This window comes from Candidatus Poriferisodalis sp., from assembly GCF_965204125.1.
Lineage (GTDB): Bacteria > Actinomycetota > Acidimicrobiia > Acidimicrobiales > Poriferisodalaceae > Poriferisodalis.
The window spans coordinates 19,338-44,754 of record NZ_CBDBEB010000001.1 but is presented as its reverse complement, the minus strand read 5'-3'; the positions used below and the strand labels follow the sequence as shown (position 1 = coordinate 44,754).

General features: G+C 67.1%; 33 protein-coding genes. 12 read left to right on the top strand and 21 right to left on the bottom strand.

The features are described 5' to 3' along the window. On the bottom strand, positions 1–1,507 hold a 1,507-nt coding region (locus ACOGXD_RS00230), incomplete at its 3' end, for an ATP-dependent nuclease (RefSeq protein ID WP_419914002.1). A 136-nt stretch (positions 1,508–1,643) separates the two neighbouring features. Then, complete coding sequence (locus tag ACOGXD_RS00225; protein WP_419914000.1) at positions 1,644–1,958, bottom strand: hypothetical protein; 315 nt, start codon at positions 1,956–1,958, stop codon at positions 1,644–1,646. 116 nt (positions 1,959–2,074) lie between these two features. Here ACOGXD_RS00225 and ACOGXD_RS00220 point away from each other — a divergent pair, with 116 nt between their 5' ends. Next, on the top strand, positions 2,075–2,821 hold the full coding sequence (locus ACOGXD_RS00220; RefSeq protein WP_419913998.1) for a PaeR7I family type II restriction endonuclease: 747 nt from the start codon (positions 2,075–2,077) through the stop codon (positions 2,819–2,821). 32 nt (positions 2,822–2,853) lie between these two features. Here the strand turns inward: ACOGXD_RS00220 and ACOGXD_RS00215 are convergent, their stop codons facing one another. After that, positions 2,854–4,512, bottom strand: coding sequence for an HsdM family class I SAM-dependent methyltransferase (locus ACOGXD_RS00215; protein ID WP_419913996.1), 1,659 nt, complete (start codon positions 4,510–4,512; stop codon positions 2,854–2,856). A gap of 133 nt (positions 4,513–4,645) precedes the next feature. After that, a complete protein-coding gene (locus ACOGXD_RS00210; protein WP_419913994.1) occupies positions 4,646–4,783 on the bottom strand; it encodes a hypothetical protein in 138 nt (45 codons plus the stop codon). 579 nt (positions 4,784–5,362) lie between these two features. Here ACOGXD_RS00210 and ACOGXD_RS00205 point away from each other — a divergent pair. The 4 genes from ACOGXD_RS00205 to ACOGXD_RS00190 are packed head-to-tail and all read left to right on the top strand — an operon-like array spanning position 5,363 to position 8,723. After that, positions 5,363–6,547: an NAD(+)/NADH kinase gene (locus ACOGXD_RS00205; protein WP_419913992.1), complete on the top strand. Its 1,185-nt coding sequence runs from the start codon at positions 5,363–5,365 to the stop codon at positions 6,545–6,547. Continuing rightward, entirely contained in the window at positions 6,459–7,436 is a 978-nt protein-coding gene (locus ACOGXD_RS00200; protein WP_419913990.1) for a thiamine pyrophosphate-dependent dehydrogenase E1 component subunit alpha, read from the top strand. Before ACOGXD_RS00205 ends, ACOGXD_RS00200 begins: the two co-directional genes overlap by 89 nt. 28 nt (positions 7,437–7,464) lie before the next feature. Continuing rightward, positions 7,465–8,487 carry an alpha-ketoacid dehydrogenase subunit beta gene (locus tag ACOGXD_RS00195; RefSeq protein ID WP_419913988.1) on the top strand — a complete coding sequence of 341 codons (1,023 nt, stop codon included), beginning with the start codon at positions 7,465–7,467 and terminating at the stop codon, positions 8,485–8,487. Continuing rightward, positions 8,484–8,723, top strand: coding sequence for a biotin/lipoyl-containing protein (locus ACOGXD_RS00190; RefSeq protein WP_419913986.1), 240 nt, complete (start codon positions 8,484–8,486; stop codon positions 8,721–8,723). The genes ACOGXD_RS00195 and ACOGXD_RS00190 overlap by 4 nt, the downstream gene beginning before the upstream one ends. 362 nt (positions 8,724–9,085) lie before the next feature. On the opposite strand, the gene ACOGXD_RS00185 is transcribed toward ACOGXD_RS00190, so the two are convergent. From ACOGXD_RS00185 to ACOGXD_RS00165, 5 genes are all read right to left on the bottom strand, one after another. Further along, on the bottom strand, positions 9,086–9,403 hold the full coding sequence (locus ACOGXD_RS00185) for a type II toxin-antitoxin system PemK/MazF family toxin (RefSeq protein WP_419913985.1): 318 nt from the start codon (positions 9,401–9,403) through the stop codon (positions 9,086–9,088). Further along, a complete protein-coding gene (locus ACOGXD_RS00180; RefSeq protein ID WP_419913983.1) occupies positions 9,390–9,629 on the bottom strand; it encodes a hypothetical protein in 240 nt (79 codons plus the stop codon). The genes ACOGXD_RS00185 and ACOGXD_RS00180 overlap by 14 nt, the downstream gene beginning before the upstream one ends. Before the next feature lie 197 nt (positions 9,630–9,826). Then, complete coding sequence (locus tag ACOGXD_RS00175; RefSeq protein WP_419913981.1) at positions 9,827–10,249, bottom strand: type II toxin-antitoxin system VapC family toxin; 423 nt, start codon at positions 10,247–10,249, stop codon at positions 9,827–9,829. Continuing rightward, positions 10,246–10,527, bottom strand: a complete 282-nt coding sequence (locus ACOGXD_RS00170) for a hypothetical protein (RefSeq protein WP_419913979.1) — start codon at positions 10,525–10,527, stop codon at positions 10,246–10,248. Before ACOGXD_RS00170 ends, ACOGXD_RS00175 begins: the two co-directional genes overlap by 4 nt. A gap of 529 nt (positions 10,528–11,056) precedes the next feature. Further along, positions 11,057–11,905, bottom strand: a complete 849-nt coding sequence (locus ACOGXD_RS00165) for an arylamine N-acetyltransferase (protein ID WP_419913977.1) — start codon at positions 11,903–11,905, stop codon at positions 11,057–11,059. A gap of 203 nt (positions 11,906–12,108) precedes the next feature. Here ACOGXD_RS00165 and ACOGXD_RS00160 point away from each other — a divergent pair, with 203 nt between their 5' ends. Next, positions 12,109–13,401 carry an aromatic ring-hydroxylating oxygenase subunit alpha gene (locus ACOGXD_RS00160; RefSeq protein WP_419913975.1) on the top strand — a complete coding sequence of 431 codons (1,293 nt, stop codon included), beginning with the start codon at positions 12,109–12,111 and terminating at the stop codon, positions 13,399–13,401. After that, a complete protein-coding gene (locus ACOGXD_RS00155) occupies positions 13,398–13,973 on the top strand; it encodes an aromatic-ring-hydroxylating dioxygenase subunit beta (protein WP_419913973.1) in 576 nt (191 codons plus the stop codon). Before ACOGXD_RS00160 ends, ACOGXD_RS00155 begins: the two co-directional genes overlap by 4 nt. Before the next feature lie 59 nt (positions 13,974–14,032). Here ACOGXD_RS00155 and ACOGXD_RS00150 read toward each other — a convergent pair whose 3' ends face one another. From ACOGXD_RS00150 to ACOGXD_RS00135, 4 genes are read right to left on the bottom strand one after another with little or no spacing between them, the layout of a single operon-like run. Then, positions 14,033–14,413 (bottom strand): PIN domain-containing protein, encoded by a 381-nt coding sequence (locus ACOGXD_RS00150; RefSeq protein ID WP_419913971.1) that lies wholly within the window; start codon positions 14,411–14,413, stop codon positions 14,033–14,035. After that, complete coding sequence (locus tag ACOGXD_RS00145) at positions 14,410–14,688, bottom strand: hypothetical protein (RefSeq protein WP_419913969.1); 279 nt, start codon at positions 14,686–14,688, stop codon at positions 14,410–14,412. Before ACOGXD_RS00145 ends, ACOGXD_RS00150 begins: the two co-directional genes overlap by 4 nt. 55 nt (positions 14,689–14,743) lie before the next feature. After that, on the bottom strand, positions 14,744–15,502 hold the full coding sequence (locus ACOGXD_RS00140) for a PIG-L deacetylase family protein (RefSeq protein WP_419913967.1): 759 nt from the start codon (positions 15,500–15,502) through the stop codon (positions 14,744–14,746). Between the two features lie 34 nt (positions 15,503–15,536). Next, on the bottom strand, positions 15,537–16,529 hold the full coding sequence (locus tag ACOGXD_RS00135; protein ID WP_419913965.1) for a dienelactone hydrolase family protein: 993 nt from the start codon (positions 16,527–16,529) through the stop codon (positions 15,537–15,539). Positions 16,530–16,611: 82 nt separating this feature from the next. On the opposite strand from ACOGXD_RS00135, the gene ACOGXD_RS00130 reads away from it, so the two are divergent. Then, the gene (locus ACOGXD_RS00130; protein ID WP_419913963.1) at positions 16,612–17,430 is read left to right on the top strand and encodes an oxidoreductase; all 819 of its coding nucleotides are present in this window, start codon (positions 16,612–16,614) and stop codon (positions 17,428–17,430) included. 77 nt (positions 17,431–17,507) lie between these two features. On the opposite strand, the gene ACOGXD_RS00125 is transcribed toward ACOGXD_RS00130, so the two are convergent. Both ACOGXD_RS00125 and ACOGXD_RS00120 read right to left on the bottom strand, forming a co-directional pair. Continuing rightward, positions 17,508–18,596 carry a Rieske 2Fe-2S domain-containing protein gene (locus ACOGXD_RS00125; RefSeq protein ID WP_419913961.1) on the bottom strand — a complete coding sequence of 363 codons (1,089 nt, stop codon included), beginning with the start codon at positions 18,594–18,596 and terminating at the stop codon, positions 17,508–17,510. Between the two features lie 82 nt (positions 18,597–18,678). Next, positions 18,679–19,119, bottom strand: coding sequence for a DUF2784 domain-containing protein (locus ACOGXD_RS00120; protein WP_419913959.1), 441 nt, complete (start codon positions 19,117–19,119; stop codon positions 18,679–18,681). Between the two features lie 148 nt (positions 19,120–19,267). Between ACOGXD_RS00120 and ACOGXD_RS00115 the strand changes: the two genes are divergently transcribed. After that, positions 19,268–19,816, top strand: a complete 549-nt coding sequence (locus ACOGXD_RS00115) for an MOSC domain-containing protein (protein ID WP_419913957.1) — start codon at positions 19,268–19,270, stop codon at positions 19,814–19,816. 241 nt (positions 19,817–20,057) lie between these two features. Here ACOGXD_RS00115 and ACOGXD_RS00110 read toward each other — a convergent pair whose 3' ends face one another. From ACOGXD_RS00110 to ACOGXD_RS00095, 4 genes are read right to left on the bottom strand one after another with little or no spacing between them, the layout of a single operon-like run. Further along, positions 20,058–20,606, bottom strand: a complete 549-nt coding sequence (locus tag ACOGXD_RS00110) for a carboxymuconolactone decarboxylase family protein (RefSeq protein WP_419913955.1) — start codon at positions 20,604–20,606, stop codon at positions 20,058–20,060. Positions 20,607–20,649: 43 nt separating this feature from the next. Further along, a complete protein-coding gene (locus tag ACOGXD_RS00105; RefSeq protein ID WP_419913953.1) occupies positions 20,650–20,856 on the bottom strand; it encodes a hypothetical protein in 207 nt (68 codons plus the stop codon). Next, complete coding sequence (locus tag ACOGXD_RS00100; RefSeq protein WP_419913951.1) at positions 20,853–21,140, bottom strand: hypothetical protein; 288 nt, start codon at positions 21,138–21,140, stop codon at positions 20,853–20,855. Before ACOGXD_RS00100 ends, ACOGXD_RS00105 begins: the two co-directional genes overlap by 4 nt. Next, complete coding sequence (locus tag ACOGXD_RS00095) at positions 21,137–21,373, bottom strand: hypothetical protein (protein ID WP_419913949.1); 237 nt, start codon at positions 21,371–21,373, stop codon at positions 21,137–21,139. The genes ACOGXD_RS00100 and ACOGXD_RS00095 overlap by 4 nt, the downstream gene beginning before the upstream one ends. Positions 21,374–21,574: 201 nt before the next feature. Here ACOGXD_RS00095 and ACOGXD_RS00090 point away from each other — a divergent pair, with 201 nt between their 5' ends. Both ACOGXD_RS00090 and ACOGXD_RS00085 read left to right on the top strand, forming a co-directional pair. Then, the gene (locus ACOGXD_RS00090; RefSeq protein ID WP_419913947.1) at positions 21,575–22,114 is read left to right on the top strand and encodes a protein-tyrosine phosphatase family protein; all 540 of its coding nucleotides are present in this window, start codon (positions 21,575–21,577) and stop codon (positions 22,112–22,114) included. Continuing rightward, entirely contained in the window at positions 22,111–23,073 is a 963-nt protein-coding gene (locus tag ACOGXD_RS00085; protein ID WP_419913945.1) for an ADP-ribosylglycohydrolase family protein, read from the top strand. The genes ACOGXD_RS00090 and ACOGXD_RS00085 overlap by 4 nt, the downstream gene beginning before the upstream one ends. Before the next feature lie 131 nt (positions 23,074–23,204). Here ACOGXD_RS00085 and ACOGXD_RS00080 read toward each other — a convergent pair whose 3' ends face one another. Next, positions 23,205–23,342, bottom strand: coding sequence for a hypothetical protein (locus ACOGXD_RS00080; RefSeq protein WP_419913943.1), 138 nt, complete (start codon positions 23,340–23,342; stop codon positions 23,205–23,207). A gap of 134 nt (positions 23,343–23,476) precedes the next feature. Here ACOGXD_RS00080 and ACOGXD_RS00075 point away from each other — a divergent pair, with 134 nt between their 5' ends. After that, positions 23,477–24,565: a helix-turn-helix domain-containing protein gene (locus ACOGXD_RS00075; protein WP_419913941.1), complete on the top strand. Its 1,089-nt coding sequence runs from the start codon at positions 23,477–23,479 to the stop codon at positions 24,563–24,565. A gap of 79 nt (positions 24,566–24,644) precedes the next feature. Here the strand turns inward: ACOGXD_RS00075 and ACOGXD_RS00070 are convergent, their stop codons facing one another. Continuing rightward, positions 24,645–25,328, bottom strand: a complete 684-nt coding sequence (locus ACOGXD_RS00070; protein WP_419913939.1) for a hypothetical protein — start codon at positions 25,326–25,328, stop codon at positions 24,645–24,647. Positions 25,329–25,417: the final 89 nt, after the last annotated feature.

The window sequence follows — 25,417 nt, the reverse complement described above, 5'->3', positions numbered from 1 at the left end:
GCTTCTCGGCGAACTGGCCCAGAATGTCTTCGGTCATTTCGTCTGTGATCGACGCCAACTGCGACGAGATGTAACTCGGTGCTGTGTTTGAGGCACGGGCTAGTGCTTCTGGGTCAAGAAGATAGTTCTCGAGCTCCTTACGCCTCCAGATGTGGGCGTGGATGTCGATTGCTTCGAGAGTCGCGTGTACCTCGATGACCTCCGGATCGGGTCGATAGTCGCGATCCAGTAGCACAAATACGTCGACGGCACCATCGAGGAAGTTCGAGACGAACCACTTGAAGGGTTCGACTTGGACCCAGTTGTTGAAGCCCTTGATCTCTATGACGGCACAGTTACGCTCGCCGGCTAGGTGATTGGCACCGATGGTCTTCGCTAGTTCTCGGATTATGGACATGTCGTCGCCTTCCACAAAGACCACGGTTCGGGCACGGAGAGCTGTTGCGAGCCGCAGGTTGAAGCCCGAGCCGATCTGGGTCGACAGATCTTCGAGTGACGCTGGCTCGGGTCGGCGGATGGCTCTGCGGCGGGTCTTGTCGACCCACACCACCGACTCCGAGGGCGCCTCGGCGAGCATCTCAGAAGAGTGGGTCGCAGTGATCGTCTGCGCAGTCGTTGAGTCGAGCAACCTCACTAGACGTCGCTGGAGATCAGCATGCAGATAGAGGTCGGGCTCATCGAGGATCACTACATCTGCAGACCTCAGACGCCAGAGATGGGTCAGGATCTGTACGAAGATCTGCATGCCGTCGCCGACCCAGAAGAGTTCCTTGGGTGTTCTATCGCCACGCTCCCGTACGAACACGTCGATCTCTCGATCGCCGGGCTCTTTGCCTAGTCGTGTCCTCATTGAGAGTTCTTCGATCTCCGGGAGCCACAAGGTCACGAACTCCTTGAAGTTCTCAAACTCCCCGTCGTGTCTGATCAAGAGCAGTTGGTTTCGAGTGTGCTGGCTGGACCTTCTGTGCTGGAAGTTGGACCGAACGTATTTCTCCTCAAGTACTGTCTCGGTGTGGTTTAGCGGGTAGAGGCCCGGGATGACCCCGATCTCTCCAGTCAGTTCACGAACACTGCTCGGCTGCGAGACGTTTCTTTCGTCGGAGCGGCGCAGGTAGAAGAACGGCTCCGGGCGGTCGTCGTCATCAGGGGGCCAGACCCCAGTGAGAATCAGGTCGGTATCCGTATGAAGCGACACGGCCGACTCTCCGGAGCGGAACTGATGCCGGAGGTTCTCCGTCACTAGGCCGTACTGGTCCGCGCGGAGCGAATGCGTCATCACACGTCGGTGCGCGTGCGCTCGATGTCCAGTCGGCTTTCTTCGGGTCGCGTGGTCCAACATTCCTGCCGCCACTCTCACGGCTGCAATGAGGGTTGATTTCCCGGCGTTGTTGGGTCCCACCAAGAAGGCGTTTGCCCCAAAACTCATTGTGAACCTCTCGAAAGCCTTGAAGTTCCACAAGTCGAGTCTGCGGATACGCATAGACTCCGTCCGACCGCCGTGTTTCATGACGGAAACCCTACGGGTTGGGCCCACTTGGGTGGGGCGAATGGCCCCGCCTAGCGGTGGGTTTCGGCGTCAGCGCCGGATCCGCGGTGGTGAAATGGCGCGCACGCGGCGCTGCAGGTCGGTGAGCACCGCGTGGCTAGCCGATAAGGCCGCGGTCGCGCAGCCAAGCGCTCCAGGCCTCGCGTACATGAGGCGACAGCCACAGTTCGTCCCACACGTCCAGCAGCGTGTCGAGGTCGATGCAGAAGCGCACATCGTCGTCGAGGCCCTCGGTCATCACCCGCTCGTAGCAGGCCCGCAGCTGCTTTCGCCGGTCGAGGTCGTAGCTGTAGGGAAAGCTCCAGGCGACGTGGCGCGGCAGGGTGACCCGACCGCTGGCCTTCGCTAGCGACCGGTCCTCCATGTCGTCGGGGATCGACACCGGCCTGCCCGTCAGGGCCTTGGGGTGCATACTCCCATTGTACGACTGCGCTTCGACTGCATCTTGGCGTGCCTAGTTTGGTCCACGGCCGAGTCCACCTGTCCGACGGGAGGCGCTGGGATACTGGGGCCGACCTGAGGAGTCGCATGCCTTCACAGCTTCCTGATTACAGCGACTCGGTTCGGGCTGCTGTTGCCGACTACTGGGAGGTGCGGCGATCTCAGGCCGACGAGTCTGAGAGCAGGGGCGTGCTCAACACTGGCATCCGTGCCGAGGTGACGGGAGGGCGCCATCTGGACGCTCTCCACGAACTGGTGGTGAGCGTCTTCGTGGATGCGGGTATTCCGGCCCAGCTGATCGACGTGAAGAGGCGCCCTATCGCCGGCTACTTCCGTCGCGACAAGAGCTGGGACATCGTGGTGATGGTGGCTGACCGGGTAGTCGGGATCGTCGAGCTGAAGTCGATGGCGGGCGGCAGCGGGGGCAAGAACTACAACAACCGCACCGACGAGGCGCTGGGCCAGGCCGTGGATGTCTGGAAGGCGGTCGAGCGGGAGATCATCCGTCCGCTGCGCCCATGGCTCGGCTACTTCATGCTGTTGGAGGACAACAAGGCCTTCACGACTCCGGTCGCGCCACGAAGGGCGGTGTGGGAGCCGGATCCGGTCTTCGACGGTGCCAGCTACGCGGACCGGTACGTGATCTTCTTCGAGCGGATGGTCCGTGAGCGGCTGTTGGACGCGGCCTGCGTGGTGCTCGCCGACAAGGACTCAGCGGCGGTGCGGTTCCCTTCGGACTCAGTGAGCTTCCAGGCGTTCGCGGCGGCCATCCACGGCAGGTGCCTCCAGTTCATGGCGACCAATCCCGACATCGACTGGGGAGCGGGGGAGTAGCTGAAGCGAGCGCCGGGCCGTGCCGGCGGGGTCTAGGCAGCGGCGTGGCGGAGGTCGGAGCGGTCGATGCCGTAGAGGGCCGCGGCCACGTCGCTAGCCGCAACTCGGTCTCTGTCTCTGAAGGACTTAGCGAGCGCGGATGCGGCCGTGGCGTCGATGGAGTCCGGGGCGGGGACGCGGATCTTTCTGAGGTACTGGGCCTGGAACCGGTAGGTGCCGCCGCGCATCTTCACGCAGTAGGCGCCGACGAACAGATTGGCGACATCCGACAGGAGGAGCCCTCCCAGCACCTCGAGGTCCCACTTGTCGGACACGACGTAGTACAGGTTGTGGTGGGGGTAGAACTCGCCGGTGTCCAGCACGGGGTGAGCAGCCGTCTTGAGGTCGGGGAGAAGCAGCTTCGGCCGTGCTTGGAGATCGGGGTCCACCCGATCAATTGTGCGGTACCAGGATTCCGGCCGGTTACGGGCCACGTACCGCCCTTTGATCCTGCTGGCGTGGCGCCGCAGGTATGAGGCAAGGCCGGGGTAGGCCTCGAGATCGACGAGGCGGCCCTCGTCCCACGGGTTCACGAGGTGCCGTCCGCTCCATCGCGGCACGCCTGAAGTGATGTCGTGCGCGGTCAGCATCGGCAGCAGGCGACTGGGCTCGACCTCCGGTGCGTCCCCGACAACGAAGACCTCGTCGCAGCCTGTGGCAACGCCGATGCCGACACGGGTACCTGTGCGCCAGTCCTCCAAGGGATCGAAGCGCTTCTCCAGATCCGTGATCAGCTCCAACGCGCCGGGTGATCCAGACGGCCAGTGGCCGCCGCCTTCGAACCATCGCTCAAGCGTCGCGACCTGGAAGTGGCCTTCATCAGGAGTGTGATCGTCGCCATCGTCGAGCCTTCGCGCGAGTCGGCCGCCGTCGGTTGCGTTGAAGTCGTCGGCGGCCTCCACCACATGGGCCGGTCCTTGGCACCCGTTGCGCAGCACGGTGATCGCCGGATAGGCCGACACGGACTGCTCGAATGCGTCCACGCTGTGCATCGCCACAACCGTGTCCACCGCATACTCGGAAGCGACCAGCGCCCGGAGTCGCTCGCCGTACTGGTTGTGCATCCAGCGATCTGCGCAGATGAACGCCAGCCTGCCGCCAGGGCCGAGCAGCGACAGGCCCTTCTCGAAGAAGCCGACATAGATGTCGGCCCGCCCCCGCATGGTCGCGCACTCGGACCGGTAGGCGTCGCTGACTGTGGTTGGGATGTCCTCGAGCCTCACGTAGGGGGGATTCCCCACGACGAAGTCGGCCTCCAGGGGACCGTCCAACCCAGCGCCGAGAAGGAAGTCTCCTTGGGAGATCCATTGCGAACTGAGACTCGCTGCGATGTCGTCCGGCTGGCCAAGCTCGACAAGCCGAGCAGCCACGGACTCCCGAGCAGCCTCGACGTTGCGGTCGAGCACATCGAAGGCTCGAATAGCGGAGCCCATGTCGGCGAGAGACCGGCCGTGCTTGGTGCAGGACTCCATCAGCCGCTCAGCGATCGGCACGAGGAAGGCCCCGGCACCGCAAGCAGGCTCCACGATCACCGAGGCGCCTAAGTCCTCAACAGCCCGGTATCCCGCCAAGTCCAGAATCAGCTCGACCACCCAGCGGCGGGTGAACACCTCACCGTGCGCTCCGTCCGGATCGACGGTCCAAGTCGGCATCGCCCTGGCAGCCTCCATCAACTTGGGCTGGTCGTACCGGGTCATCGGCACGGCCCCGTGTCACTCAAACTACATGAACGCCATTTCACGGACGGGCACCCTAAGGGTGCCATGTGACAGCGCCCTTGGGGCGCTAGTCGGTGCTTCGGCTGTTGCGGCGCAGCCGGATCGCCGTCAGGAACGATTCGTCTGTGTAGTAGCGCACGGCGACCTCGTGCTCTGACACGTCGGGCCCGGTGCCGACGCTCGCGTCCAACTCGGCGAGTGTCACCGGCTCCTCAAGCGGATCGTGACTAGTGTCGGCGACAGGCACAGTTGTCATGGCCGTTGATCCTCTCGGTAGCGCCTTGCCGCATCCAGGATATTGCCTTCGACCGCCACCGGCCGTGCCGGATTCTCGGTGCGACCACAGGCGGATTCTTCTAACGGATCTTCTAACGGACGGTTCGTTATAGGGGGTTATCCGCAGGTACGGGTTGTTACATCGATCTTGTAAGACCCTACGTCAGATGGGATTTTCGGTACTCGTTGGTACCGCTGCAACAGCTCTTTGGCAACTGGGGGACCGAAGGTCGGGAGTTCAAATCTCCCCAGCCCGACAAACAAAACCCCAGGTCAGAGCACATTTCTGATCCGGGCGTTTCGATGGGTCATGCGGCTCGCGCGATCGGCGAGCACCACCGCTGTCGAGTTTGGGGCGTGGCGGGTCTGATCGTCGATCAGCGGCTGTCTCATGTTGAGACACGGGGCCTCCACGAGGTGATGTACCCTTGACGTGGCGCTCGAACCTCTGGGGAGCGTTCGGGCGGCTCGACATCGGTCTCGGTACACCGGGGGAGGTGCGGTCGGTGTGAAGACATCCACGACGACGGTCGGGATGATCGCCAACCCTGCCTCGGCACGCGATATCCGCCGCCTCGTCGCCCACGGAGGCGCGGTGACCACCCACGACAAGCTGAACCGGCTCCAGCGAGTACTGGCCGGTCTCGCCGCTACCGGTGTGGAACGGGTCATCTCGATGGCCGACCAGGCTGGCATCATGGACGGCCTCGGTCGTCTCGCCGAACGGGCATCCGCCGAGGGTTGGCCTGCGCTGGAGTTCGTCGACCAGGACATCGCCCAGACCGGTGCCGATACCACCGCCGCCACGCGAGCCATCGTCGACGCGGGAGTCGGCTCGATCGTCGTCCTCGGGGGCGACGGAACCAACCGGGTCGTGGCGGCCGCATCGGCGGATGTCCCGCTGGTCTCGATCTCGACCGGAACCAACAACGCCTTCCCGCGACCGGTGGAACCGACCGTCGCCGGGCTGGCGGCGGGGCTCGTCGCCACCAACCCGCACAGCCGTCAGGCTGGCACCTACCGAGCGAAGAAGCTCATCGTCCACTGCGGCGATCGTGTCGAAGAAGCCCTGGTCGACGTCGCCATCACCGACACCGACGGTGTCGGCGCCGGTGCGCTGTGGGATTCGACGTCGGTCTCGGAGCTGTTCATGTGTTTCGCTGAGGCCGACGCCATCGGACTGTCGGCGATCGGCGGCCACGTGCAACCGACACCGCGCCGTTCCCCGACGGGGTTGGCACTCGTCCTCGGAGAGCCGGTGGCCACCATCGTGCGAGCGCCGATCGCGCCGGGACTCGTCGAGCCCGTCGGCGTCAGTTCTGTCTCAGTTCTCGAGCCCGACTCGACCGTCGTCGTGCGGGCCGCTGGCGGTGTCGTTGCCATCGATGGTGAACGCATGTTCCGCTTCGGACCGGCCAATCGTCCCGCGATCACGCTGCGTGCGGACGGCCCCGTCGTCGTCGATGTGACCACAACCCTCGAACATGCCGCCGCCCACGGTCACCTGGCGGCAGCTGGCGTCGTCGGCCGCGGAATCCGCCCCGGTCCCGAGGCGCTCCCGACGCCCGTGGGCGCAACCAAGCCGAACCCAAGGAGGTATCAACGTGAAGACACCGAACCGACTCGACCTTTACACCGAAATGGTCCGCATCAGGCAATACGAGTCCCGAATCCTGCAGGAGTACCACGCTGACAAGGCGCCGGCCTGGGACATCGGGGCCGGTCTGATCCCGGGGGAAATGCATCTCTCGGCTGGACAGGAACCGGCCGCTGTCGGTGTTTGCGCTCACACGAAGAAGGGTGACGCCATCACCGCGCCACACCGGCCTCACCACTTCGCGCTGGCTCACGGCGTGGACATGAATGCCATGACGGCCGAGATCTACGGCCGCACCACCGGTCTGTGCAAGGGCAAGGGCGGTCACATGCACCTGTTTGATCCGGAGAACCATTTCTCCTGCTCAGGGATCATCGCCCAGGGCTACCCCGTGGCCTGTGGCCAAGCGCTCGCCATGAAGCGAAACGGCACCGACAATGTCGCCATCGCCGTCGCCGGCGAAGGGGCGGCCAACCAGGGAGCGTTCCACGAGTCGCTCAACCTTGCCGCGGTTTGGAACCTGCCGGTCGTCTTCGTCATCGAGGACAACGACTGGGCGATCTCGGTTCCCCGCGCCGCGTCGACCGCCATCAACTCCAACGCCGATCGGGCGGCGGGCTATGGCATCCCGGGCGTGCGGGTCGAGGAGAACGATGTCGAAGCAGTCTTCGAGGCCGCCGGGGCCGCCATCGACCGGGCCCGGGCCGGAGAGGGTCCCAGCTTGATCGAGATCCACACCCTGCGGCTCTGGGGGCACTTCGAGGGCGACGCGCAGGCCTACCGAGGAGCCGATCTCGACACCGTCGACGAACGCGACCCCATTCCCCGCTACGCCGCCGCACTCGTCGAGTCGGGCGATCTGGCCGAGGCGCAGATCGACGACATCAAGAGAGCCGCCGACGCCGAAGTCGACGCCGCGATCCAATTCGCGGTCGCCAGCCCCATTCCCGCCCCCGAAGACGCCCTGCTGCACGTCTTCGCCTGAGCAACCAGATCGACAGGAGAACAACGCAATGACTACGACTGAGACACCCACCCGCCGGATCACCGCGGCCAAGGCAATGGCGGAAGCCATCGGTCTCGAGATGCGTGCCGACCCCGACGTGTTCGTCATGGGCGAAGACGTCGGCGCCTATGGCGGGATCTTCGGATCTACCACCGGCCTGTTCGACGAATTCGGACCCGAGCGGGTGATCGACACCCCGATCTCGGAGACCGGCTTCATCGGTGCCGGCATCGGCGCCGCAGTGGAAGGGCTCCGCCCCGTCGTCGAGCTCATGTTCGTCGACTTCTATGGCGTCTGCATGGACCAGATCAGCAACCACATGGCGAAGATCCACTACGAGTCCGGCGGCGCGGTGAAGGTGCCGATGGTGCTCATGTGCGCCACCGGCGCCGGCTACTCCGACGCCGCGCAACACTCCCAGTGCCTCTGGGGGATGTTCGCCCATCTCCCGGGGATGAAGGTGGTCGTGCCTTCCAATCCCTACGACGCCAAGGGTCTGATGACCTCGGCCATCCGTGACGACAACCCGGTCCTCTACTTCTTCCACAAGGGCGCTCAGGGCCTGGTGTGGATGGAGAAGAACCCGCGCTCGGTCGCCCACGTCCCCGAAGAAGCGTTCACCGTCCCGATCGGTGAGGCCGCCATCGCACGCGAAGGCAGCGATGTCACCGTCGTCACGCTCTCGCTGTCGGTGCAGCACAGCCTCGACGTTGCCGAGGAGCTCGAAGGCGAGGGCATCAGCCTGGAGGTCGTCGATCTGCGAAGCCTCGTACCTCTCGACCGCCAGACCGTGCTGGAATCGGTGGCGAAGACCGGCAAGTTGCTGGTCGTCGACGAGGACTACAAGAGCTTCGGGCTTACGGGCGAGGTCGCAGCCATCGTGGCCGAGACCGACCCGACGATGCTGACCAAGCCGGTGTCCCGTCTTGCCGTGCCCGATGTCCCCATTCCCTATGCGCGCTCGCTCGAGTACGGGATCCTGCCCACGCGCGAAAGGATCGCCGCTGCGGTCAAGGACCTGATGTCGTGATCACCGAGGTCCCGTTCCCGATCATGTCGGAGAAGGACCCCACCGCCGAAGGCGTCGTCGGAACCTGGTTCGTCAACCATGGCGAGCAGGTGGTCGCCGGCCAGGTCATCGCCGAAGTCCAGGTCGACAAAGCATCCCAAGACGTCGAAGCCCCGGTAGCGGGCGTCATGTACCAGTTCGTGGCCGAGGGTGTCGCCATCACCCAAGGCGCCTTGCTGGCCCGCATCGACTCCTGACTTCACCCGCTGGCCGGCACACCCGCAACGAGTGGACTCACAAACGGGCCCCCTCATCCGAGCGATGCAGACAATAGGTATCTAGGTGTCTTGCATTTCCGCTACCAGAGTTCCAGATGATGCTGAAGCGCAACCTTCGGCGTCACGAGGAGCTGCTGAACATGCTCGCGGACGGATGACGTGAACTACCTCAAGCTCGACGATGTGCTGACCATCGCGTGCGAGGTTCTCGGGCTCGAGGTGAACGCACTCCCGCACGTGACCGATGAATCAGCTCGTACTGTTGCTATTGCAGGTCGAAGACCGTTGTGAGCGCGGCGGCCGCTATTGCAGGTCGAAGACCGTTGTGAGCGCGGCGGCTGCTATTGCAGGTCGAAGACCGTTGTGAGGGCAGTGTCGATGCCCCACTGCTCCTCTGGGCGCAGGCGGCCGACCAGGTCGCCGAGGCGGGTGACGTCGACGGCGCCCACATGCTCGACGAGCACGGTCGTGGCTGTCCCGTCCACTTCGATGACCGGCCGGAACGAGGCTGGCCGGGCGCTGGTCGAGGTTGGCGCCACCTGCACCACCGATCGTGGCAGCAGCGCGTCGGACTGCACCACCACCCCGAAGCGGCGGCCTCGCTGTTCATGTCCCACGCCTCGCGGGAGCCGCAGCTCGAAGATGTCACCCCGGCGCACGGAGCTGTTCCATGAGAGCCGCGACCTCGCGCATCTCGGCCCGGTCGGCCTCGTCGGCCTCGAGGGCGGCTACCTCCGCGGCCAGGGCCCGCCGAGCCCGGATGCGGGCCGCTTCATGCACCAACGAGGACCGGATGGCCTCGGATTGCGTCAGGCCCTGAGCCTCCAGCTGGCGCAGAGCGCGCTGGGCGTCCTCATCGAGACGAACCGATATCAAGCGGGCCATGACCAGACTGTATCACGATATGCAGTACAGAAGCCTGTGAGAGGGCCAGCGCGGCTGCGCATGCCTCCGGCTTGGGGATGGCACTCCTCAGGTGGTCCGTTGTTGCCCGCAGCCGTGACAACGACGGCCCAGCCAAGACGATCGGTGACACCGACGCGCATGCTTCCTACTATCGCCGGAGGTCCGACGCCCGTGCCTCAGCGGTGGATCGTGAAGGCCTGGTGCAGGCCCGGGCCGAAGCGGTACACGGCGAAGTCGATGTCGAAGGCCACTGCCTCGGTGATGCCGCAGCGCTCCATGACGGCCCAGCTGGTTCTGTCGACCATCGAGAAGTCCTGGTCGGCGAAGGTCTCGCCGATCCGCAGGGCGGTGGAGATGTCCTGGGGGGTGGCGGTGAGGACTTCGGCAACGTTGCGCTCGACGATGGTGGCCACCAGTTCGTCGGCGGCGGCGCGATGGCGCCGGCTGCGGGCAACGGCCCAGGTCTCCACGAGCACGTGGTCGGTGGTGGCGAGCCGCCCTTGGTGCTCGCCGAGCAGGCGCACGGCGAGATGATGAGAGGCATCGTCGGGTGCGGCCAGCGCGTACCAGGCGCTGGTGTCGACGAAGACGCGGCTCACCCGGGACCGGTTCGGGTCGGCTGCTTCTGGTCGAGGTTCTCGCCGAAGGCCCGCTGGACCATCTCGTGCTTGTCGCGGGCGATGTCGGTGGGTTCGGTGCCGGTGCCAAGCATGCCGATCAGTGGCGTGATGTCGCCGTCGGTGGCGCGGGCTGCTGCGTCGTCGGCACGGATCAGCTCCCGGATGTAGGCCGAGACACTGAGGCCTCGCTCGCTGGCCCGGCGCTTGGCCGCGGCCCGCAGGGCAGGATCCAGCAGCACGTTGGTCGGCTTGGCCATGCCGTCACGCTAACGGGTATGCGCAATATGCGCAACACTAATTGCGCACACCGTCAGTCGGTCGCGGCCGCCGCTGGCTGAGAGCCGCTTCAAGGTCTGGGCCGGGCGCGCTGGGAGGGCTCCGGTCGGTAGATTCCGGTGACCGATGACGCCGCGCTCGCCAGGACATCCTCGACTACCACTCAGGTGTCGTCGAGGCAGCCCAGACCGCGGCCCGGGCCCGAGCCAAGCGGCTCGTCCTCACCCACCTGGTGCCGCCGCCGACGCCCGAGCAGTACCCGGAGTGGGTCACCCGCGCCGCCGACCACTTCGACGGAGAGATCGTGATCGGCGACGACCTGACCACCATCACGATCTGAGCACCATCACGATCTGAGCACCATCACCGTCTGACACCGCCGCCATCTGACACCGCTCGGACGAGAGCCAGCCCGTCAGCTACAGCACTCGGCGGGCTGTCGAGCAAAGGCCGCGACGATGAGCCACGCCTAGCTCATCGACGTCGCCAGTTTGTGGCGAGGAGTTCTCCTCAGCCCAGGGCGAAGCCTTCGCCGTCCGGCGGTGTTCGCGCCACGATCTCCTCTGACAGCCCGAACGTCTCGATCAGTTCCCTGTCCCGAGTCTCGTGGTCGAGCTCGGCCATCTCGACCTCGCCGCCCGCGCCGATCGAGATCAGCGCGCCCCGGCCTATGGTCCGGACCCCGCCGGGCACGCTCTTGCGGATGTAGAGGGCGTCGTTGAACAGGCTGCTGCCTCGGCTCACATCTGAGCGGTGCGCCCAGAACTCCATGTCGCGGCTCTCGCCGACGCCGGGGCCGTCGAGCTTCATGACGATCTCATCGCGACCGTGGCCGGGCAGCCAGTGAACCTGCCAGGTGTCGCCCACCCATTCGGTCTGGGTCTCGTTCAGCGGGAAGTCTGTCGAGGAGTCCTCGCCTTCGACGAGCGAGATGGGGACGTGGTTCAGTATGGAACTGTCGACCATCAGCGTCTGGCCCTCGATGTACACCACGGTCGAGCCGTGGTTGGGCTCCTCGAGGGGAACCGGCACGATCATGTTTCCCGACACCCGGTGAGCGTCGAAGCCGAGCCCGTGCATCAGCGCCCACAATCCGTTGCTGCTGGGCCAGCAAGTCCCGCCGGTGCCGTGGGTGACGAGGTTCTGGAGGAACTCCGAGGGCTCGATGCCCGGCAACGGCCCGGTGCGGTTCTCGCCCATGTACACACGCTTTTGCACGTTGTCGAACGACACCGACTCGCACCAAGCGTTGTAAGCGGTGCTCAAGCCCTCGACATCGAGCTCCGGCCGCTCCGAGAGGCCGATCTTCTCCAGTACCTCGTCGAGCAGGTCGGGCTCGACGGCATCGGTCATCGCCATGTTGATTCCCCCTTGTCACAGGGCCAAAGGCCCCGGCGGTAGCGCGCAGTCGAGCAATGTTGACCGCAGCCGCAAATGTTGTCAAACGACCCGTGCCGCGGCCTGCCGGGCGCCTTGACGAGGCCGGAGACGCCTTGGCAGACTGGCCCCATGGGTGCAGCTACCGGGAGAATGGGTGCAGCCTCTGGGGGGACCGGCGGCGCATGGTTGAGCCTCCCATAGACCGGCTCGTCGGCGACGGCCGGGCCCACCGCTCGCTGTACACCGACCGCGACATCTTCGAACTCGAGCTCGTGCGCGTCTTCGGCGGGACGTGGGTCTACATCGGCCACGACAGCGAGATTCCCGGGCCCGACGACTACGTCACCCGGACCCTCGGGCGGCGACCGATAATCCTCACCCGCAGCCGCGACGGCACGGTGCACGCCCTGTTCAACCGGTGCACCCACAGAGGGACCACCTTGTGCCAGGAGCCTCAGGGCAACAGCAGGCGCTTCGTATGCACCTATCACGGATGGACCTTCACCAACGACGGGGCCTGCGTCGCGGTTCCGTACCCCGCGGCGTACGGGCCGTCCCACGACAAGTCCACCCGCGACCTGAAGCGGGTCCCGCGGCTGGAGTCGCGCAGAGGCTTCTGGTTCGGGACGCTCAATCCCGACGCTCCACCGCTGGACGAGTTCCTGGGCCCGGCCAAGCACTGGCTCGACGTGTTCGTGGACCGGGCGCCGGAGGGAACGATCACCCTGCACACGCCCTACCGCATGACCTACCGCGGGAATTGGAAGCTGATCTGGGACAACGGCTCCGACGGGTACCACCCCGCCTTCTCGCACCTGTCCATCCTCAAGATGACCCACATCCGCTACGGCGGCGGCCGGTCGCTGTCGAACTTCGGAGCCGAGGACCCCGACGAGGGCCACATGTACAACCAGACCCTGGGCCACGGCCACACCATGCTGGACCAGCGCCCGGGGATGGGGGAGTCGCTCTGGAGCCGTGCCCGCCCCATGCCGTCGAAGGAGCCGCAGTACGCCGCGCTGGTGGAGCAGTACGGCGAGGCGGAAGCGTCCCGGCTCGTCGAGATGGCGCCCGGGCCCGGGCTGAACCTCACGGTGTTCCCGTCGTTTCATCTCATCGGCAACCAGGTTGTGGTCATCACCCCGCTCGAGGTCGACCTCACCGCGGTGAACTGGTACCCCACCACCCTCGACGGAGCGCCCGAGGTGGTCAACGAGTTGAGGATGCGCATCGCGGAGGACTTCCCGAACTTCGGCGAGGTGGACGACTTCGAGAACTTCGAACGCCAGCAGGCCGGTCTGTCGATCCCCGAGATCGAATGGATCGACACCAGCAGGGGCCTGGAGGTGGACCGGTCCTGGACCGACCAGCGCGGGATACGCACAACCCCGGTCACCGACGACGGGCCGCTGCGGGCGTACCACGAGGAGTGGAAGAGGCTCATGACCGCCGAGATGAACCTGACCGCGGGATGAGCGAGCTGCTGGCGGGCGATCCGCAGCCGAGCGTGGTCGGCGCCGGCTTCTACCGGTGGCTGCGCGAGGCGCCGACGGTGTGCGAGGGCCCGCCGGATCCCGACCTTCGGGCCGTGTTCGAGGCGTTCCTCTACCACGAGGCCGACCTGCTGGACCGGCGCCAGTTCGAGGCGTGGTACGACCTGTTCACCGACGACGGCCTGTACTGGGTGCCGATCGGCGACGACACCGATGACCCGGCCCGGGCGGTGTCGGTGGCGTTCGACGACCACCGCCGGCTCGGCGACCGGATCGCGTGGATGAGCACCGGCAACGTGTACTCGCATCAGCCCCCGTCGGTCACCCAGCGCATGATCTCCAACGTGATGGTCTGGGCCGTCGACGCTCACACGGCCCTGTCAAGGTCGGCGTTCACGCTGCACGCCTACCGGCGGGGCGTGACCGACACCTTCGCCGGCCGCTACGAGCATGTGCTGCGCATGGACGACGGGCGGCCCACCATGATCCGCATGAAGAAGGCTGTGCTGATCGATCGGTCCAGCCCGCTGCACAATCTCACGATGATCCTCTGACGCCGAGCGGGAGCCGAGTCCCTTCGCAGCGGCAGGCTCACGGTCTCCGCTGCCGGCGACTAGACGGGCACTATGTCGATGCGCCGGTTGGTGGTGGCCGCGAGCAGGGCGAGGTCGTCAGGATCAGAGGTAATGATCTGGTCGCCGTGGTCGGCGAGGGCCGCGAGGGCGGCGTCGATGGCGTCCGCGAGGCCGCTGCGGGCCAGCAGCACACCGCTTCTGCGCCCGAGTTCAGCGTCGAGGGGCACGATGTCGAGAGACTGCAGCGCGCCGGCGAGCCGAGCCTGGCGGCCGGCGCCGCCCCGCCACACCTGGGCCACCACGCCGCCGTGGGTCCGGGGCGGATCCTGGGCTTGAAGGGCGGCCTTGAGGCGCCGCCACATCGGTCGGTCGTCGTTCTCGAGCGCGATCAGCGCGCCCGAGTCCAAGATGTCGGTCATCCGGCCTGGCGAGCGGCGGCTCGGAACGACGCGGCCGCGTCACGGTCCCGCTGGGCTTGATCGGCGATCTCTTCGTCGGTGATGAAGCCGTGCTCGGCCTCATACTCCGCAACCAGCCTGCTCAGCACGGCGAGCCGCTGGTCCCGGTCGTGTCGTTGGGCCATGGCCTCGCCGATCCACTCGCTCACCGAGCGGGCCCGTCCCTCGCGCACAGCTGCAGCGGCTGCGTCGACCAGGGGTTCGTCCACGGTCACCGTCACACGCTGCTTCTGCATATGTCTATCATACTATCAGATGCGGTAACGCATACGTCGATTCTTGGGAGCGCGGTCAGACCGGGATCAGTTCGAAGGCGACTGCGAACCGGACGCCGAGCATCTCGCCGACTGCTGCGCAGCTGCCGCGCAGGAACGTGTCGGGGTCGAAGTCCGGGTCGCCGAGGCTCTCGATGTAGACGCGGTGACGGCGCAGCGAGTCCACGCCCTCGTCGAGATGGTCGGTCACGTCCACTCCGTGGGTGGCCGCCGGCGAGGACGCGTACGCGATCCAGCTGACCCCGCTCCAGGGCTTGCCGGCGTCGGTGAACAGCCAGCGGTTGGCCGCGTCGCGGACCGCGTCGGGCAGGGCCCGGCCGAGCTCGCGGTGGTCGACGTGGTTCCAGGGACCCGTCTCGCCCCACCGGTCGCGGTAGTTCGACCCGATGATCACCTCCGGCCGGTGACGGCGGATGGCCGCGGCCAGATCCCGTCGCAGGCCGATCCCGTTGACGACCATCCCGTCGGGGTGGTCCAGGAACTCCACCACCGAGACCCCCACCGCGGCCGCGGCCTCCACCTGCTCGGCCGAGCGCAGCGGACCGGTCCGCTCCGGGGCCATCGAATCGATGCCGGCCTCGCCCCGGGTGGCCAGCACGTAGCGGACGTCCTTGCCCATGGCGGTCCAGCGGGCCACCGCCGCCGACGCTCCGTACTCGAGGTCGTCGGGATGGGCCACCACCGCCAGCGCCCGGCTCCAGTCCTCGGGCAGCATGTCCAGGGCCGGGCCCGCCTCATCGGGATGCTGCCGCCCGGTCGGGTCGCCGCCGCTCACCGAGTGGAAGCTAGCGGCTTGGAGTTGGTTGTGGTCAGATCGAGGGCCCGGAGCAAGTGGCGGCCCTCGTAGCCATGACCTCGGTCCAGAACGCGGTCATGTCGTCGTAGAAGAGGGGCACCAGTTCGGGATTGCCTGAGATGTGGGCGCCTCGCACTCCGAAGCCGGCCTCGATGGCGTAGAGGAAGCCGTCGCGGTCGACCAGGCCGGGGTCGGGAGTGTCCGATGTCGGCAGGATGAAGGCGCCGTCGTCGGCGATGTAGTAGGTGGGCGCGCCGGGGGTCACCGAGGCGTCCGCGATGAACTCCAGCGGGGTGGTGCGGTCGAAGCTGTGGTTGGCGCCGGCCACGATCCGCACGGTGGCGTCGCCGCCCGCGGCCCGGATGGCCTGGATGTGGGCCTGGACCTGCACCGGCGGGCACCAGTCGTCGCGGTCGCCGATGATGGCCCGGATCCGGGTGGACCCGACGGAGGGGTCGAGGAACTGCTGTCCCGACCACGGGTAGGCGGCGTACACCCCGGCGAGCTTGGGGGCGCTGGACGCGGCAGCAAGGTGTACCGATGCGGCGCTCAGCACGGCCGAGCCGCCCCGGCTGTGGCCCTGGGCTCCGATGCGGGCCGGGTCGATGTCGGGGCGGGCTGCGAGGACCTCGGCGGCGGCGAGGACGTCCCAGGCGCTGGCCGCGAAGGAGAACTGGACCTGGTTGTGAACGGTGGTCACGACGCTGCGGTTGCTGAACGGGTCGACCGCGCAGGCCGCCATCTGAATGCCGGTGATCGCCGCCGCGATGGTCATGTGGTGCTGCTGGAGCCCGAGGCTGCCCGGGGCGATGATCACCACCGGGAACGGACCGGGCGCCTCGGGCACGAAGAGCTTCGCCCGCAGGTCCTGGCGGGCCATGTCGTCGGGCCGGGAGATCGCCGCGTGGAAGTTCCTCGGGTTGGCCGACGGGATCGTGAGCGCCTCGCCGGCCAGCCCGTTGTCCAGGCGGAAGTCGTCGCCGAAGATGGCGTCGTCGTCAGTCATCTATATCGGGGTCGATGGATCGGATCGAGCCCGCCCCGTAGCAGACTGCCGGGAGCTGTCGTTCATATCAAGGGAGAATGTAATGGGCAAGGTCGTGCTGATCACGGGAGCCTCGGCTGGAATGGGCCACGAGGCCGCGGTCCTGCTGGCCGAGGGGGGCCACCGGGTCTATGCCGGCGCCCGCCGGCTGGACCGCATGGCCGACCTGGCCGGGCACGGCGTCACCGCGGTCGCGCTGGACGTCACCAGCAGCGACGACAACGAGCGGGTCGTCAGCCAGATCATCGAGACTGAGGGACGGGTAGACGTCTTGATCAACAACGCCGGCTTCGGGCTGTACGGGCCGGTCGAGGACATCCCGCTCGACGACGCCAGATACCAGTTCGAGGTGAATCTCTTCGGCCTGGCCCACCTCACCCAGCTCGTCCTGCCCCACATGAGGGCGCAAGGCGCCGGACGGATCGTGAACGTCTCGTCGGTGGGCGGGAGGGTCTACTCGCCGTTCGGGGCCTGGTACCACGCCACCAAGCACGCCCTGGAGGGCTGGTCGGACTGCCTGCGCCTCGAGGCCGCGCCGTTCGGCATCGATGTGGTCGTCGTCCAGCCGGGCCTGATCAAGACCGACTTCGGCGAAGTGGCGGCAGAGCAGATGAGCACCTACGTCGACGGCAGCGCCTATAGGGCTCAGATCGAGCCGCTGCTCAGGATGAGGGCGAACCCGCGTGTCACGGACCGCGGCACCGACGCCAGGAAGCTGGCCGAGGTGTTCGTGGAGGCTGCGACCGCGGCCAGGCCGCGCCGCCGGTACGTCAAGGGAATGCTGGGCAGGCCGGCGCTGGTCGTCAGGAAGTGGCTCGGAGACGGGTTCTACGAGTTCATCCTGCGCCTCGCCTTCCGCTGAGAGCGTTGCGAGGAACGCCCCCGGGGGCGTTACAGCGTCACTGCGTCACTGCGTTAGGGCGTCACTGCGTGACCGCGTTACTGCGTGGCGGCTTGGCGGGCAGAGTCGGGGCCCCTGGCGATGTCGCGCAGCCAGCGCCGGTACTCGATGGCGACCCGGTCGACGCCTGCGATCTGCAGCTCGGCGCTGAGGTCGACGGGCAGCTCCTCGGGACGCTGGGACTCCACGAAGGCGAGGTCCTGGCCGATGACGAGCGCGTTGAAGTCCAGCATCTCGGCGTCGGTGGCCTCGTCGAAGGCGTAGTCGCGGCCCATGAACGTGAAGCACCGGCAGGTGTTGCGGCCGGTGGGGCAGACGCTGAAGAACAGGATGTAGCGCTGGTCGACCGACGCGATGTACTGGTCGAGCAGGATGGTGTTGGGCATGAACAGCCGGTAGTCGAGCTTGACTTCGACGGCCCCGTCGATCTCGAGGCTCTTGTTCTTGCCCGAGTCGGGGGGCTCGGCCATGTGGGGGTGCTCGAAGCGCAACTCGTTGCGGTGTCGGCCGATGGAATGGTCGGGCACCTCGGGGTGGGCGGAGTCGCCCAGAACCCCGTCGTGCACCCAGGCAAAATGGCCGAAGTCGACGTAGTTCTCGATCCGGCGGGGGAGCGCGCACCGCCAGTTGTACGGCTCCACCTCGATGAGCCGGATGGACTCGGCGCCGAAGTACGGGTTCTCCGGCAGCGGGTAGACGGGATCGCCGCTGAGGCACACCCAGATCAGCCCCAGATGCTCAGCGGCGGCGTAAGCGGTGAGCCGGGCCCGTGACGGGATCTTGAGGTCGGGCCGGGCCGGGATCCTGGTGCAGCGGCCCTCGCCGTTGTAGGTCCATCCGTGGTAGCCGCAGCGCAGCCCGTCCTCGTCGACGGAGCCGAGAGACAGCGCGGTGCCGCGGTGCACGCAGATGTCGCGGAACGCCGACACCCGGCCGTCGATGCGGGCCAGCACCAGGGGCTCGTCGAGCAGGGTCACCGCCAGCGGCCCGCCGTCGCCCAGCTCCGATGCGTAGGCCACCGGGTGCCAGTAGTCCCGCAGCGCCCCGTACAGGTCGTCGTCGGCCGGCGACCGCTCTCGCCCCGGCGCTGGCCGCGTCTGCTCAGACGTCGTCTTCGCCGAGGTCATGGTGCCTTCTCCCGGTCGGCCGGCCTCGCTGGGGGGCCCGTGCCGTGGCCTGCCCGACCCTGGGTCGCACCGTTTCGTGGCATCAATGCGGGCTCCCGGCGGTGCCCGTGTCCAGTATCGGTCGGGTGTCGGGCTGTGGGATCGAGCTGCTGCGCAGCCGCTTCCGCCGGTGGTGCACGGCGGAGTACGTCAACCATCCCAGGCACCAGATCACCACCGATATCAGCAGGGCGTCCTCGCCGGCGGGGCCCAGGCCGCCGGAGTGGAACGGCTCGACGAAGTAGTGGGAGATGAAGCCGCCCTGGTACGGGGTCTCGCCGGCGAGGCGCCAGAGGTCCTTCTCCCACACCGTGAGCGGGCACGGGAACCGCCCGAGGTTCACCGCCGCGGTCGGCACCAGCATGACCAGGTACCACGCCATCAGCCGGGGCCTGCGGGCGGCGAACGGCGCGCCCGCGATGAGGAACACGGCCAGCGCCCCGTGAGCGAGTGCCATCCCAGCGGCCAGCAACCACCAACCCACGCCCTCACCCTACTGCGGCGCCCCCGGCGGGAGGAGTTGCGCCGCAGCCGGGACGCTCGCCCCGATGCGTCGACGTCACGCTGTGCAGAGCGCAGGCGCTTCGGGTATCGCTCACGGATGCTCGCGTGAGGCCGTAGCCTCTCTGGCCATGGCAGAACGCACTCCCGAGGAGCTCGAGGCCGGCTTGGCGCACGTGCTCGAGGCGCCGTCCGAGGAGGGGGACCTGCGGCTGATCGTGCGCCGGCCCGGAGTGGACGAGCGCGAGACCCTCGAGGAGGGTGCCCTCGACACCGACTCGGGCCTGGTGGGCGACAACTGGGCGACGAGGGCCTATTCCCGCGCCGAGGGAGGCGAGCCGAACGTGGCTGCGCAGCTGACCCTCATGAACGCACGGGTGGTGGACCTGATCGCAGGGTCGGTCGATCGCTGGCCGCTGGCCGGCGACCAGCTCTACGTCGACTTCGACCTCAGCAAGACCAACCTGCCCGCGGGCGCCAGGGTGGCCATCGGCGAGGCCGTCGTCGAGATCAGCGCCAAGCCCCACACCGGGTGCGGCAAGTTCGTCCGCCGGTACGGCCTCGACGCGCAGCGCTGGGTCAACTCCGAGGTCGGCCTGATGAACAGGCTCCGGGGCGTCAACACCCGGGTCGTGAGGCCCGGAGCGATCCGGGTCGGGGACCGCATCACCAAGGTGTGACCGTGACGGGGCGGCGACGCTTCGAGGCGGTGCTCCTCGGTCCAGTCGAGTCCGAGCATCACCAAGGTCTGACCGTGACGGGGGCGGCGACCCCGGAGGTCGGCGCCTAAATCGAAGCGTCGGACAAGTGGCCCTCCGAGATCGCCGCGCCACGGCCGGTGCTGCTGGGCGCGGGACTGACCGCGCCCCCAAGATCCTCGAAGGCAAGGGCCGGCGCCGCCGCTGACGGACTGCTTGCGGTTCAGTCGGGGATCCAGGACTCGGTCTCGATGCCGAGCCCGTCGGCGATGCGGTTGGCGTAGGCGTAGTAGCCGACGACCTCGGTGATGTCGAGGATGTCGCGGTCCGAGAAGCCGACCGTTCGCAGGTCCTCGACGTCGGCGTCGTCCATCGCGCCGGGCGTGCGGGTCAGCTTGACCGCGTAGGCCAGCATCGCCGTCCGCTTGGGCGACAACGGCGCGGTGGTCCAGTCCCGTTCGACCGCGGCCACGAGCTCGTCGTCGTTGATGAGCCGGCGCAGACCGCGCCGGTGGTGGACGATTCAATAGTGGCAGTCGTTCTCGAGGCTCACGACCAGCGCGACGAGTTCGCGCTCGACCTTGCGCAGCGTGGCCGTGCCGGCCATGGCCGACATGTACAGGCCCTGGTGGGCCGCCATGGAGCGGGGGTTCAGCGAGTGGACGGCGAGGATGTTGTCGACCCGCCCGTAGGCGGGATCGACCACCTTCGGGTGCATCTCGCCAAGCTCCCCCTCCCAAGAGTCGTCCGGAACAATCTCAATCCGAGCCATATCCCCCAGTCTCCCACGCCCCGGGGACCTTGCGCGCTCGAGGTCAGGCTGCCGAAGGCTCAAAGGACGACACGACGAACCACGCCCGCTGAGCGACCGCGCTGGAGAAGCTTCCAGCCTTGGCCTGCTGCTGAAGCTCCTCCCAGGTGCATCCTGCCCTAGCGAGGGCGTTGTCGATGGCGGTGCGGACGCCCGCCTCGTCCAACACGTCAACCTCGATGTCCGCGTAGCGGTCTTGTTCACTGGTCATTGCGGCCTCACTTCATCCGGCTCGACCAGATGTCCGTAGCGGCCCTTCGCTTCCTGATCTGAGACGCCAAGGATCTGACCGATGCGATTCCACGAAGTGCCGTCCTCCAACGCAGCCTGAACAGCTTCGACGACCTGCCTCTCGTTCTTGGCACGCTGCCTGACAGCTCGGGCCAGAAGGTACTCGGCGATAGGAACCTCCTCGGCCGCGTCCGGATCGAATGCCTCGAACCGATCAGCGAGCTCGTCAGAGCGGTCGAGTATCTCCTCGAAGGTCCACTTCATAGCCGCCACTCTAAGAACCTCCTCCGTGCCAGCATGGCATGAACAATAACGTCGATCCCTAGTTCCACGTCGGTCATGACCCCGACTTCCAGCAGTCGGCCGCTCTGATCTCCCCCGATGAGCATGTCAAGTTCTCCGAGCACGTGCACATGAATGGGATTGCGATAGACGTGGAGCATCTGGTCGTCGGTCACGCCGTGCTGGCGAGCGGAATGAGCGATCACCGGATCCACACTGCGACCATATCATGTCATAGTCTATGTCAATCAGTATCATATACAGTATTCCTCACGCGAGTCGTGGACGCCTGCCGCTACATCGCAGGTCTGCGGGTCGGCGCGCTGCACCGCGTCGAAAAGAATGGCCGCCTGGCGATCCGTGCGGCGGTCCGATCTAGCCTCGGGTACGTCGGGCGACCGGGAGAGAAGATGGACATGAGCGCATCTGGCCGCGGTGATCGGCCGATGGCGAACAGCTACTGGGTGGTTCCGGGCCGGTTCGCGGCGGGGGAGTATCCGGGCTCGTTGAACCGTGCCGACGCTGATCGGCGGCTGCGGAGGCTGCTGCGGGCCGGCATCGACCACTTCATCGACCTGACCCGGCCGGCCGACGGCCTGGAGCCGTACGAGCCGATGTTGCGGGAGCAGGCGTACGCCGAACGCATGGAGGTGCGGTGGGAGCCTCACCCGGTCGTCGACATGTCCGTCCCTTCCGTGGAGGCCATGACCTCGATCCTCGACGCCATCGACGGCGCCATCGACGCGGGCAGGACGGTCTATGTCCACTGCTGGGGCGGGATCGGCCGCACCGGGACCGTGGTCGGCTGCTGGCTGGTCCGCCGCGGGCTCACCGGCGACGACGCCCTCAAGCAGATCGCCGAGTGGTGGAAGCACGTCGAGAAGAGCCGGCGGGTTCCCCGTTCCCCCCAGACTCACGAGCAGCACGAGTACGTTCGCCACTGGGCCGAGCGGTGAGCCCGGCAGCCGCCTCACAGGTTGGTCGGCCGTCGGCCCGGGACCGGTTCCGGGGCTGCCTGCTGGGGCTGGCGGCCGGCGACGCGCTGGGCACCACGCTGGAGTTCCGGCCGCCGGGCACGTTCGAGCCGATCGACGACATGGTCGGCGGCGGGCCTTTCCGGCTGCGGCCCGGCCAGTGGACCGACGACACGTCGATGGCGCTGTGCCTGGCCGAGAGCCTCCTCGAGTGCGGCGGGTTCGACGCCGCCGACCAGATGCGGCGCTACGTGCGCTGGCGGAGCGAGGGCTACCTGTCGTCCACGGGGGACTGCTTCGACATCGGCAACACGGTGAGCGCCGCGCTGTCTCGCTTCGTCCGTGACGGCGACCCGTATGCGGGGTCCACCGACCCGCGCAGCGCCGGCAACGGTTCGCTGATGCGCCTCGCGCCGGTGCCGATGTTCTATGCCGGCGACGCGGCCGAGGCCCTCGCCATGGCCGCCGAGAGCTCCCGGACCACCCACCAGGCCCGGGAGGCCGTAGACGCCTGCCGCTACTTCGCAGGCCTGCTGGTCGGCGCACTGCACGGCACCGACAAGGAGACCCTGCTGTCGCCGGCCTACTGCCCAGTAGCGGGCCTATGGAAGCGCGAACCCCTAGCCGAGAAGATCGCACACATCGCGGCCGGATCATTCAAGGACCGCAACCCGCCCGAAATCAGAGGAACCGGCTACGTGGTCGAGTCCCTCGAGGCAGCCCTATGGGCCTTCCACCGGTCCTCCGACTTCCGCGAAGGCGCCCTCATGGCCGTGAACCTAGGCGACGACGCCGACACCACCGCCGCCATCTACGGCCAGATCGCCGGCGCCCACTACGGAGCCCAGTCGATCCTCCCACCCTGGCGCCAGCAGCTCACCATGTCAGCCGAGATCACCTCACTAGCCGACCAACTCCACACCAGGCCCGCCCTGCCCTGACTCCGCCTCGGTTCGCCGCTAGAGGAACCTCCAACGCCGTGTTGGTTCCTTTTCATCTATATTGTATGTTCTCATGTATGGCGACCGCTGGAGAGACTCCGAGCACGGCACACACCGGCCTAAGCGCTCGATCAGCTGGGATCGCGCGCCGCAGTGACCTCTTGGAGGAGGCCGACCGCTATCTCGCCGAACTGGTCGAGGAGGTCGGCGAGCCCTCGCAGCAGGAGGTAGCCGAGGCCGAGGAATGGTGCGATCGCATCGAGCGCCACCTCAAGCGGGCGCCTGATAATCGATGATGAGCACTGTCGTTCTCGACTCGGGGGCGTCCCCGGGGCATGGTGGGATGTGGGAAGCGATTCGGCCCACCGTTGACAGCTTGCAACGTTGTTCTATAATCGCACATATGGCCTTGGCACCCGGGGAACTGGGCGAGAGGATTGCGGCGGCTCGACGCGAGGCCGGCCTCACCCAGGGCGCGTGTGCAGCGCGTGCTGCCATCGAGCGCTCGGCGCTAGGAAAGATCGAGATCGGCGCCCGCAGGGTGGGAGCGGTCGAACTGGCCCGCTTGGCGGATGCACTCGACGTGCGGATCGAATGGTTCTTCGAGGACGCGCCGGCGTCGGTGGTGTCACGGCGCAACGCCGCCGAGGCCGGGGCTCCCAACCCACTGATAGACCGCTCCGTCGAGCGGCTGGCGCGGGAGGTCGAGTTCCTCCAGAGGATCGGACCGGATCTGGACTTGTCGACCTCCCCGGAACTGGCGGTTCCACAGACCATTCAAGAAGCCGAGACCGCTGCGGGTGAGGCCCGTCGCATGCTCGGTTACGGCGAAGGCGAGCCAGCCGTCGGGCTCGTCGAGCGAGCCGCCGGCCTCGGCCTGCTCGTGTTCTCGTTGGCGCTCGACGAAGATGCTGCCGACGGGGCCTCGATCCTTCTCAGCCGGGGAGGGGTGGCGTTGGTCAACGGCAGCCGCGCGCTCGGCCGACGCCGCCTGACGCTGGCCCACGAGGTGGGCCACTTCCTGTTCGCGGACGAGTTCTCGACCGACTGGTTGGTGGCCGATGATCCGACCACCAACCGTGAGGCCCGTATCGACCGTTTTGCTCGAGCGCTGCTGCTGCCGGAGTCGGCGCTGCGCAGCGCCTGGCAGCGCGACGAGGACACCCGGACTAGGGCAGTGCTCATCGCCAGCGAGTACCGAGTCGACATGTCCACGTTGTCGCGGCGTCTGAGCGAGCTGGGCGTCGCGTCTTCCGCCGAGGCAACCGTCGTCCGATCTACGCGCACCAAACAGGCCGACATCGTCGAGCACGCGCTGCTCGTGCCTCAAGACCTCGCGCCGCCCGAGTTTCCCGATGCCTACATCAGGGCCGTGCTGAATGCCTACCGCAGCGAAGAGATCTCCGCGGCCCGGGCCGTCGGCATGCTGCCCGAGACCTGGTCAGAGGACGACCTGCCGGACCTGCCGAAGCTGCCCGAGAACGCGGCCTGACTGACGTGCGGGGCGGTTCCCCGCCTGCCATGCGAAAGCAGTTCCGAGGTGAGCCCGAATCTCGAGCGGAGCGACCGAGCTACCTGCTCTTCGTTGCCTCAATGATCCCCGACTCGGGCTCGGCCACGAGTTCGGGCAGGTAGCCGGTGGCCGCTTCGATGACCTTCATGCGGTCGTGGTCGTTGCGTGTCCGCCACGCCCCGACCGCCGTGCGCGCCCGTTCGTCGGCTACCGCATCGAGCCGCTTCGCGATGGAGTCGCCTACGTTGCTCAAGACGTCAAGCAACTCCTGGAACGGAGCCGTGGCTGTCGACGCAGTCGAGGCCACCCATCCGGAGTCGCCGGATCTCACGATCCAGAGCGGCGGCATCACCGCGCCCTGTACGGCTTCTGCCAGGTCGTGTGTCGTGCAGTATGCCTCAAGCTGCTCGTGACCGAGGTCGGACCCCATCGAAGATCCTGAATCGATCGCCGCCTCGGCCGCCGCGAGCATCCGAGGAGCAACATCTAGGCCGACACCGAGAGGAGCCCCGTCCTCGATGGTGAGGTACAACCATGACTCCGCGAGGAACTCGAGGAGTTCTACCCAGGTCCACCCGAACCCGTGGTTCTCGTCCGCGCCGTGCCAGACGGCCCTGCCCCGAAGGCTCACCCTCAGGCGTCCTCTGGTCGCTTCGGCCGCGGTTGCCTTTGGACGCCTGGGGCACCAGGTCAGCACGAACTCGATGTCTCCGTCGCCCGATCGGGCTACCAGTTCATCCATCGCCGCACCTCCCTCTCGCATCCTTGATGCGTGGCGCGCTCCAGCAGTTCCTTCTTGACGGCCCTCGCGCTGCCGCCGCGCGGGAACTT

Bases quoted from the DNA above. Each gene is read 5' to 3' on its own strand.
- ACOGXD_RS00225 (WP_419914000.1), bottom strand. From the start codon at position 1,958: ATGCACCCCAAGGCCCTGACGGGCAGGCCGGTGTCGATCCCCGACGAC.
- ACOGXD_RS00220 (WP_419913998.1), top strand. From the start codon at position 2,075: ATGCCTTCACAGCTTCCTGATTACAGCGACTCGGTTCGGGCTGCTGTT.
- ACOGXD_RS00215 (WP_419913996.1), bottom strand. From the start codon at position 4,512: ATGCCGACTTGGACCGTCGATCCGGACGGAGCGCACGGTGAGGTGTTC.
- ACOGXD_RS00195 (WP_419913988.1), top strand. From the start codon at position 7,465: ATGACTACGACTGAGACACCCACCCGCCGGATCACCGCGGCCAAGGCA.
- ACOGXD_RS00180 (WP_419913983.1), bottom strand. From the start codon at position 9,629: ATGGCCCGCTTGATATCGGTTCGTCTCGATGAGGACGCCCAGCGCGCT.
- ACOGXD_RS00170 (WP_419913979.1), bottom strand. From the start codon at position 10,527: ATGGCCAAGCCGACCAACGTGCTGCTGGATCCTGCCCTGCGGGCCGCG.
- ACOGXD_RS00165 (WP_419913977.1), bottom strand. From the start codon at position 11,905: ATGGCGATGACCGATGCCGTCGAGCCCGACCTGCTCGACGAGGTACTG.
- ACOGXD_RS00160 (WP_419913975.1), top strand. From the start codon at position 12,109: ATGGTTGAGCCTCCCATAGACCGGCTCGTCGGCGACGGCCGGGCCCAC.
- ACOGXD_RS00155 (WP_419913973.1), top strand. From the start codon at position 13,398: ATGAGCGAGCTGCTGGCGGGCGATCCGCAGCCGAGCGTGGTCGGCGCC.
- ACOGXD_RS00150 (WP_419913971.1), bottom strand. From the start codon at position 14,413: ATGACCGACATCTTGGACTCGGGCGCGCTGATCGCGCTCGAGAACGAC.
- ACOGXD_RS00145 (WP_419913969.1), bottom strand. From the start codon at position 14,688: ATGCAGAAGCAGCGTGTGACGGTGACCGTGGACGAACCCCTGGTCGAC.
- ACOGXD_RS00135 (WP_419913965.1), bottom strand. From the start codon at position 16,529: ATGACTGACGACGACGCCATCTTCGGCGACGACTTCCGCCTGGACAAC.
- ACOGXD_RS00130 (WP_419913963.1), top strand. From the start codon at position 16,612: ATGGGCAAGGTCGTGCTGATCACGGGAGCCTCGGCTGGAATGGGCCAC.
- ACOGXD_RS00125 (WP_419913961.1), bottom strand. From the start codon at position 18,596: ATGACCTCGGCGAAGACGACGTCTGAGCAGACGCGGCCAGCGCCGGGG.
- ACOGXD_RS00115 (WP_419913957.1), top strand. From the start codon at position 19,268: ATGGCAGAACGCACTCCCGAGGAGCTCGAGGCCGGCTTGGCGCACGTG.
- ACOGXD_RS00105 (WP_419913953.1), bottom strand. From the start codon at position 20,856: ATGACCAGTGAACAAGACCGCTACGCGGACATCGAGGTTGACGTGTTG.
- ACOGXD_RS00100 (WP_419913951.1), bottom strand. From the start codon at position 21,140: ATGAAGTGGACCTTCGAGGAGATACTCGACCGCTCTGACGAGCTCGCT.
- ACOGXD_RS00090 (WP_419913947.1), top strand. From the start codon at position 21,575: ATGAGCGCATCTGGCCGCGGTGATCGGCCGATGGCGAACAGCTACTGG.
- ACOGXD_RS00075 (WP_419913941.1), top strand. From the start codon at position 23,477: ATGGCCTTGGCACCCGGGGAACTGGGCGAGAGGATTGCGGCGGCTCGA.
- ACOGXD_RS00070 (WP_419913939.1), bottom strand. From the start codon at position 25,328: ATGGATGAACTGGTAGCCCGATCGGGCGACGGAGACATCGAGTTCGTG.